This window comes from Methylibium sp. (genome assembly GCF_013817365.1).
Lineage (GTDB): Bacteria > Pseudomonadota > Gammaproteobacteria > Burkholderiales > Burkholderiaceae_C > Methylibium.
In genome coordinates, this window is the sequence record NZ_JACDCU010000228.1 from 1 (window position 1) to 6,419 (window position 6,419).

General features: G+C 66.1%; 7 protein-coding genes. 1 reads left to right on the forward strand and 6 read right to left on the reverse strand.

Translation table 11 applies throughout. The features are described 5' to 3' along the window. Positions 1-218 (forward strand): hypothetical protein (locus H0W38_RS13840; protein WP_292455014.1); only part of this gene is annotated, 218 nt, incomplete at its 5' end. Positions 219-492: 274 nt separating this feature from the next. Here H0W38_RS13840 and H0W38_RS13845 read toward each other — a convergent pair. From H0W38_RS13845 to H0W38_RS13870, 6 genes are all read right to left on the reverse strand, one after another. Then, positions 493-828 carry a hypothetical protein gene (locus tag H0W38_RS13845; RefSeq protein ID WP_292455017.1) on the reverse strand — a complete coding sequence of 112 codons (336 nt, stop codon included), beginning with the start codon at positions 826-828 and terminating at the stop codon, positions 493-495. Next, entirely contained in the window at positions 809-2,242 is a 1,434-nt protein-coding gene (locus tag H0W38_RS13850; RefSeq protein WP_292455018.1) for a YfjI family protein, read from the reverse strand. Before H0W38_RS13850 ends, H0W38_RS13845 begins: the two co-directional genes overlap by 20 nt. 92 nt (positions 2,243-2,334) lie before the next feature. Beyond that, positions 2,335-3,291, reverse strand: coding sequence for a toprim domain-containing protein (locus tag H0W38_RS13855; protein WP_292455020.1), 957 nt, complete (start codon positions 3,289-3,291; stop codon positions 2,335-2,337). Between the two features lie 302 nt (positions 3,292-3,593). Beyond that, positions 3,594-3,845 carry an AlpA family transcriptional regulator gene (locus H0W38_RS13860; protein ID WP_292455022.1) on the reverse strand — a complete coding sequence of 84 codons (252 nt, stop codon included), beginning with the start codon at positions 3,843-3,845 and terminating at the stop codon, positions 3,594-3,596. A 94-nt stretch (positions 3,846-3,939) separates the two neighbouring features. Continuing rightward, positions 3,940-4,644, reverse strand: coding sequence for a hypothetical protein (locus H0W38_RS13865; protein ID WP_292455023.1), 705 nt, complete (start codon positions 4,642-4,644; stop codon positions 3,940-3,942). A 98-nt stretch (positions 4,645-4,742) separates the two neighbouring features. Beyond that, the gene (locus H0W38_RS13870; RefSeq protein WP_292455025.1) at positions 4,743-6,047 is read right to left on the reverse strand and encodes an integrase arm-type DNA-binding domain-containing protein; all 1,305 of its coding nucleotides are present in this window, start codon (positions 6,045-6,047) and stop codon (positions 4,743-4,745) included. Positions 6,048-6,419: the final 372 nt, after the last annotated feature.

Consider the following 6,419-nt stretch of genomic DNA (forward strand, 5'->3'; position numbering starts at 1 on the left):
GGGCTTCGTGCGAGACTTCATTTCGGTGGTTCCTTTCTTTGCTTGCTAGGCACCTGCATTTTCGAATGCAGGCGAAAGGAACCGCCACCTCAGCTCACGCGTTCAACAACTTCTGGGACATCGCCGGGTGGCGCCTTGTTCGTCTTGGTTTTGGTCATGGCATGTTGACATTCGTTAACGTCGGTGCGGCGCAGGGCGCGAAGCCCTCGCAGCGTTGAAGGATCGTCGGCACCGGCTCCAAGCGCCGATCAGCACCGGGCAGCCGGCCGGCTGCGGCCACCATGCAGTGCCCGCGCCGATCCAGCGCGCTGCATTCCAGGCAGATGCGCCGATCATCGCCATCGCGGTCGCGCAGCGTCAGCCGCTCGGCCAGGTCCTCGGCATCGGCGTTGCCGTAGCCCCTGCGCAGCAGCCGGGCATGCCGGGCCGTGAAGGTCGCTATCTCGGCATCGTCCCAGCCGCCCGCGTGGCAGCGGTCGCCCTGTTCGGGTGTCAGTCGGTAAGGCCGATCCTGCGCAGCACGGCGAGCCTTCGCATCGAAGCCGGCGCAGTGCGCTCCGTGCCCCTCAGGCGGCCAGACGATGCCGAACCACGGCGCCAGGCCAGCGCCACCGGCTCCCCGCAGGTGCCATGCCGCAGCAGGTGCCGGCAGTCGCCGCAGGTGCGCGCCGGGTCGTTCGCCGCCTGCAATTTCGGCGAAACCCCCTCAGTGGGCACCGCCAAAACTGCCACAACCCCCCTTGCGTCGGTTCTGTCGGTGCCGCCCGAGGGGGTTTGCAGAATTTCATCAGCCAGCCGCTGCGCCCACTTACCCATGGCGCGCACCATCGGTCAAGCCGTAGATCGTGGTCTTGCGCCCGCCAGTCTCCGCAGTCGCCTCCCAGACCCAGCCATGCACTGCGAGCACGTCGAGTGCGTCGGCAACGGTTTGCCGGTCGCTCAGTCCGGCCCAATCCTTTCGGTACACGTCGCGCGCGGTGAACGGATCAGGCAGCGCCCCGGACCGGGCCTTGCCGAGAATCGCCCTTGCAGCACGCACCATGACGCGCCGGCCGCTGCCGTGAAGTCGGCGTGCATGGCTCTCGAAATACTCGGCCAGCATCAGCGCGCGCAGCGTTGACCGCAGCGTCACCGGCCCGCTGCCGCCGTCGATCACATGTATTACCAGGGCCAGAGCGGGAACATGGTGGCGAAACTTCGATAGCGCCGCTTCCAGCGACTCGTTCTCCGCGCCCTTGAGGGTCGCTTCGAGCTCGTGGCGCCACTCGCTGAAGGCTTCGCGCGCATCGGCAGCGAAGCGAAGGAACGGCAGCCCGCGCGCCTCGCCTTGCGCATCGGTGTCGATCTGGGCGCCGATGTTCGTGGCGTCCAGCGTATCGAGCCGATCGAACACGCCCCATGCCGTGCGCTTTGCCGGGGTGTCGGGCCAGCGGTCAACCTCGCGCCAGTCGCCGCTCGCGTCCGGCCAGGCGATGAGGAAGCGATCGAGCATCCCGTCGTCGGACGAGCCGCGTCGCGCCTGCTGTACCAGCTCAGACAACGGGCCGGGCTGTATGCAGCCGATCATGCTCAGGCGCGCATCCTCCACGGTCACGGTGCCGCGCCCGATGCGGTCGAAGGTGTAGCGGCCACCGCTCCAGGCTTGCAGGTAGAAGGCGCGGGCCGGCGCCGATTCCTCGCGTGCCAAGTGCAGGAACAAGCCGCGCATCTCGTCGCGCACGGAAAGCACGCCCTCGGGGTTCTCCGACAACAGCGCGCCGAGCTTTTCGTAGGTCAGGTCGTTGACCAGGTAGCGCGGCCAGGTCGGCGCCATCGGTTCGTCGCCGCTCAGGTGTTCGCGCACGTCGGCGTCGCGGTTCTTGGAAAGAATGCCCTTGGCTGTTTTTTCGCCTACGTCACTGCGCAGCTTGTGCGCCAGCACGTCCACCTTGAAGGCTTCCATCTCGGCGGTGTGGGCCAGCGCTGCGCGGACTTCCATGCGCTCCAGCGGCGCCAGTGCCTGCTGCATGGCAGGTGACTTCATGGCGCCGGGGCGGCCCACGATCAAGGCCCACAGGTTCGCCCGTTCGCGCCAGTCGGTGCGCGCCTGCGCCATGATCGAGATTCGGCGCGCCACCAACATCGAAGCGCCGACCAGCATCGGCACTGCAACGAAGTCCAGTGGGCATTGCATCCTGTCGGCTACGTCGCCGGCCCATGGGCGGAAGGCGTCGGGAAGCGCGTCCAGAGGGAACGGCTCCACCGGCAAGAGCTCGGCGGGAAGCGGTTGCGGCGGAGCAGGAAGTGCTGCATCACCGGCCAGTCGCAACCGGTCTAGGTCTTTGGGGACGGCGCTCATGCTGCGTCCCCTTCGATCTCCACAGCACTACGCTGTGCCCATACATCGCACCAGTCGGTGCCGGCTTCGGTCGGTATCATGAGGTTGACGCGCAAGCCGGCGCTCAGCGCCCTAACCCTCAGTTTGTCGGCTGCCTCACGGCCCGCCTTGTCGGCGTCGGCGAAGATCACAAGCGATTGCACGCCAGCGGGCCAGAAATAGCTGGCCACACCGTTTGCGCAGTACGCGGCCACCGTGGGCACTCCCGAGCCCATCGACGCGGCCAGTGCGGTTTCTATGCCCTCGCACACGCCGATGGTTCCGCGCCGCGGGGAGTACAGACGAACGGACGCGCCGGCCAGCGGCCCGCTTGCTGCGGTCAGCTTCTTGACGGTGGGCACGTCGGCCTTGCGGCCCTCGGGCGTCAGGTAGGTTCGGTGCAGCGCCACCGTGCGGTCGTCCGGTGCGGTCAGCGGCGCCACCATCGCGGGCAAGCAACCCAGCTCGCGGCCCTCATGCCAGTAGGTGAGCGAGCGATGCAACCGCACGCACGTCGGCAGCGCCTGCAGCTCGGGGAAGCCGCGCCGCGTCAGGTAGAGCGCGGCCGGGTCGCCTTCCGTGAGCGGCACGCACTGGCCCCACAGCTCGCCGATGCGGCGCGCTTGGATTACCCATGCATCACGCTGTACTGCGGCTCGCTCGCGCGTCGCAGCCTCGATATGGCGGGCCAGCGCTGCCCGTTCGGCCAGGCTCATTCGCTGCGGATCGGCGGCCGTCCATGTCTCGTTCATGCCTTGCCGGTGGCAGCCGAACACACCGCCGCGCGCATCGGGGAACAGCTTGCACCATCCCGACGTGTCGCCGCGCCGGCCGTTGGTCGGGAAGCGGTGCAGCCGGCCCGGCTCGATCGTGTTGGGCGAATTGCCGAGCGCCGCCCGGATCGCTTCGCCGAAGTCTTGCAGGGACTCACGCATTCGAACCCCCACTTGATCGAGGAATGCCGCCACAGCGGCCGGGTCGGGCAACGGGTGCCACAGTGCCCAGCGCGACACCATGAAGGCGGTTGTTGCGCCGGTTTCCAACTGCACCGGGTGCAGCGTGCAGCCTGCAAGCGCCAGCCGAGTGCGCAAGTTGGCAAGGCTTTGCCCGCGTCCGCTACGGTGCGAGAATCAGCGTGTTGGTTTTCCTCGCCTCGGTCAGTCGCCGGGGCGTTTTCTTTTGTGGGCGCGTCAGTCCCTGTCGGGTCGGCATGCGTAAGGCGTTGCATTGCGGCCCCTCACTTCGTTTGCGCTTGAAGCCAAGCAGTCACGTCGCCCGCTCGCCAGCGCGTGCACCGCGTCCCGCGCCGGATCGGCTGCGGGAATTGCTGGCGCGAAACGAGGGTGTAAAGCGTCGTTTTGCCGAGCCCGGTCAGGGCCTGCACCGTGGCGAGTTTCAGCAGCGCGTCGGGAACGTCCGCCGCATACAGCGGCTGGGTAATGCGCTGCCGCGCTTGTGCGCTGGCGGGTTGAAGAACGCTGGCGGTCATGTTTGGCCCTTGGTGAATAACACCGGGCCATTGAAACCAACATCCGCGGAGCCGCGCGGCAACTGCCTTTGCTGCGATGGCAATTGCCGCTGCTCTACTTGCCCCGCGCAGCGATCGCGTCGGGAATTAGCTTCAGCTTTTCCTCGATCGTGCGCCGCGCGATTGTCAGCCCCTGCAACTGTGCAGCGTTCGCAATGCTCTCCGCCGCCTTGGAAGGTTGATCGAGAGCGATGCCAGCCTCTTTTGCCAGCGTGGCGATGATCGAAAGCAACGTGTTGCGCTCCCGCGTGCCAATCGGCGTGTCCACCGCGGCAGCATCTTTCTTCGTTTCCGAAGACGGTTGCTCAATCTCTACTCCGGGCGGGGGCTTTCGACCTTGTTCAGCAGAGGAGCTTCTGCCCTCGGCATCAGCGCGGGACCTTGAAACACGTTCAAGATTGGCAATCGCAGCACCGGGGTAGCTCACGCCCGTGCTAGCAAAAAACCGCTCTAAATCGGAAGATAGCCAACCTCCGATGTAGCCGTCATTGTTCTCATCCCACGAAACGCCTTCAGGGTCGAACTCGTGAATGATGTCGGTGAACACGTCCCCCGCCCAGGGGTGCTCAATCGGATAAAAATCTTGCCTCTCTGCGTTGTAGGCAATCATCGGAATGCTGTCGAGATGCTTGATCCAACGCATAAACCAGCTCGCCACCTGATATGGCGACACGTCTTCTTGAGTGAGGACAGCACACAAGAGGATGTCCCCGCCGACGAACTCTCGGCTTACTGTTTCGATTTGGTCTTTGATGCTCATGCGCCCCTCGCGCATCCCTGTGAGGATCGCCGCGCCAGTCCCGCCAGGGTTGCGGGTTTTCGGGGATCAGCCTAGGCGCGGCGAAACGGATCAGTCGCTCATGCGGCCTTGTGCGGAAACGCCAGCACGTCGGCGCCGTTGCGCAGCTTGTCGAGGTAATCGGCCCACTTCGCCATCATGTCGCGGCGCTGGTCGAGGTACTGCGTGCGGTTGTAGGCCCGGCCCAGCGCGTCGGCCACCGCGTGCGCCAGTTGCGCCTCGATCACTTCGGCGGCGATGCCCAGCCGCTCGGCGATCATCGTGCGCGCCATCGCACGGAACCCGTGCGCCGTCATGTCGTCGTTGCCGTAGCCCATGCGGCGCAGCGCACCGCGCACGGTGTTTTCGCTCATGCAGCGCTCGCCGGTCAGCAGTGAGGGGAGGACGTAGCGGCCATGCCCGGTCAGCGGGTGCAGCTCGCGCAGGATAGCCACGGCCTGCGGTGCCAGCGGCACGACGTGCGGAGCACCGTTCGCTTTGTCCGCCTTGCTGCGCTTCATCACTTCGCCGGGAACGGTCAGCGTGGCGCCGTCGAGGTCGATCCATGTCCACTCCATATGCCGCAACTCACCGGGCCGCAGCAGCAGCAGCGCCGACAGCGACAAGGCCGCGCGCGTCACCGGATGTCCCGCATAGGCCAGTATGTCGCGCAGCAGCTCGCCGCCTCGCTTCGGGTCAACGATCGCCGCATGGTGCCGGCTTTGCACAGGTCGCAGCGCGTCGCGCAGGTCGGCGGCCGGGTTGCGCGCGCAATGCCCGCTGGCGATGCCGTAGCGGAACACCTGCCCGCAGGCATCCTTGACGCGGTGCGCCGTTTCGATCGCGCCGCGCGCTTCCACCCGGCGCAGGCATTGCAGCAGGTCGGGCGCTTCAATGTCGGCGATCGGTCGCCGGCCGATCCAAGGGAAAGCGTCTTGCTCCAGGCGGATGCGCGTGCGCTCAGCATGCCCGGCGCTCACCTTCGCCTCATGCACGGTCGCCAGCCACTCGCGGGCTACGTGCTCGAACGTGCCGGGGCCGGGCAAACCGGCATCGGCCAGGGCCTGCGCCGCACGCTGGCGCTCCCGCTCGGTCTTGCCGGCCTTGCGAGCGCCGCTCGGGTCCGTGCCGGCCGCAATCTGCTTCAAAGCGTCCCGGCGCCGCTGGCGAGCGTCGGCAAGCGCCACCTCGGGATAGGTGCCGAGGCTGAGGCGGTTTTCCCGGCCGTCGAACGAGTAGCGCAGGCGCCACCATCCGGCGCCGGTGGGTTGCATCTCCAGCACCAAGCCGCCGCCGTCGCCGATCGCTTTGGCCTTACCCACGCTTACCGCCGCCTTCATGGCAGCCCGAATCGCCTTGTCCGTCAGCCTCTCGATGGTCGCCATTCCGTACAACTCCTGTAGTGCCCGGTTCCATTTTGGCGAGTTGTACGGAAAGTTGTCCGGTTTTTTGCTGGCTTCAAGCGGAGTTGTACGGTTTCAAGCGGACAAGAAAAAAGCCTCAAGTCGTTGATTTACTTGAGGCTTTTGGCCTTTGGCGGCCATCCTTGAACTCTATTCTGGTGGAGCCGGGGTCACTCACACTGTGGCTTGAAAGCCGCATGAATGCTTGATTCTGCGGTTGTCAATCCGTCGAGTTGTCCGGAAAATTGTACGGTCGCGCAGCCGCTACCCCGTGCCGTCAAAAGCGGTCGAGCGCTTCCCGCTGCTCCCGAAGTAGCGCGTTCATTGCCTTTACCAGTTCGCGCAGTTCAAGCC

Bases quoted from the DNA above. Each gene is read 5' to 3' on its own strand.
- H0W38_RS13845 (WP_292455017.1), bottom strand. From the start codon at position 828: ATGGTGCGCGCCATGGGTAAGTGGGCGCAGCGGCTGGCTGATGAAATT.
- H0W38_RS13855 (WP_292455020.1), bottom strand. From the start codon at position 3,291: ATGCGTGAGTCCCTGCAAGACTTCGGCGAAGCGATCCGGGCGGCGCTC.
- H0W38_RS13860 (WP_292455022.1), bottom strand. From the start codon at position 3,845: ATGACCGCCAGCGTTCTTCAACCCGCCAGCGCACAAGCGCGGCAGCGC.
- H0W38_RS13865 (WP_292455023.1), bottom strand. From the start codon at position 4,644: ATGAGCATCAAAGACCAAATCGAAACAGTAAGCCGAGAGTTCGTCGGC.
- H0W38_RS13870 (WP_292455025.1), bottom strand. From the start codon at position 6,047: ATGGCGACCATCGAGAGGCTGACGGACAAGGCGATTCGGGCTGCCATG.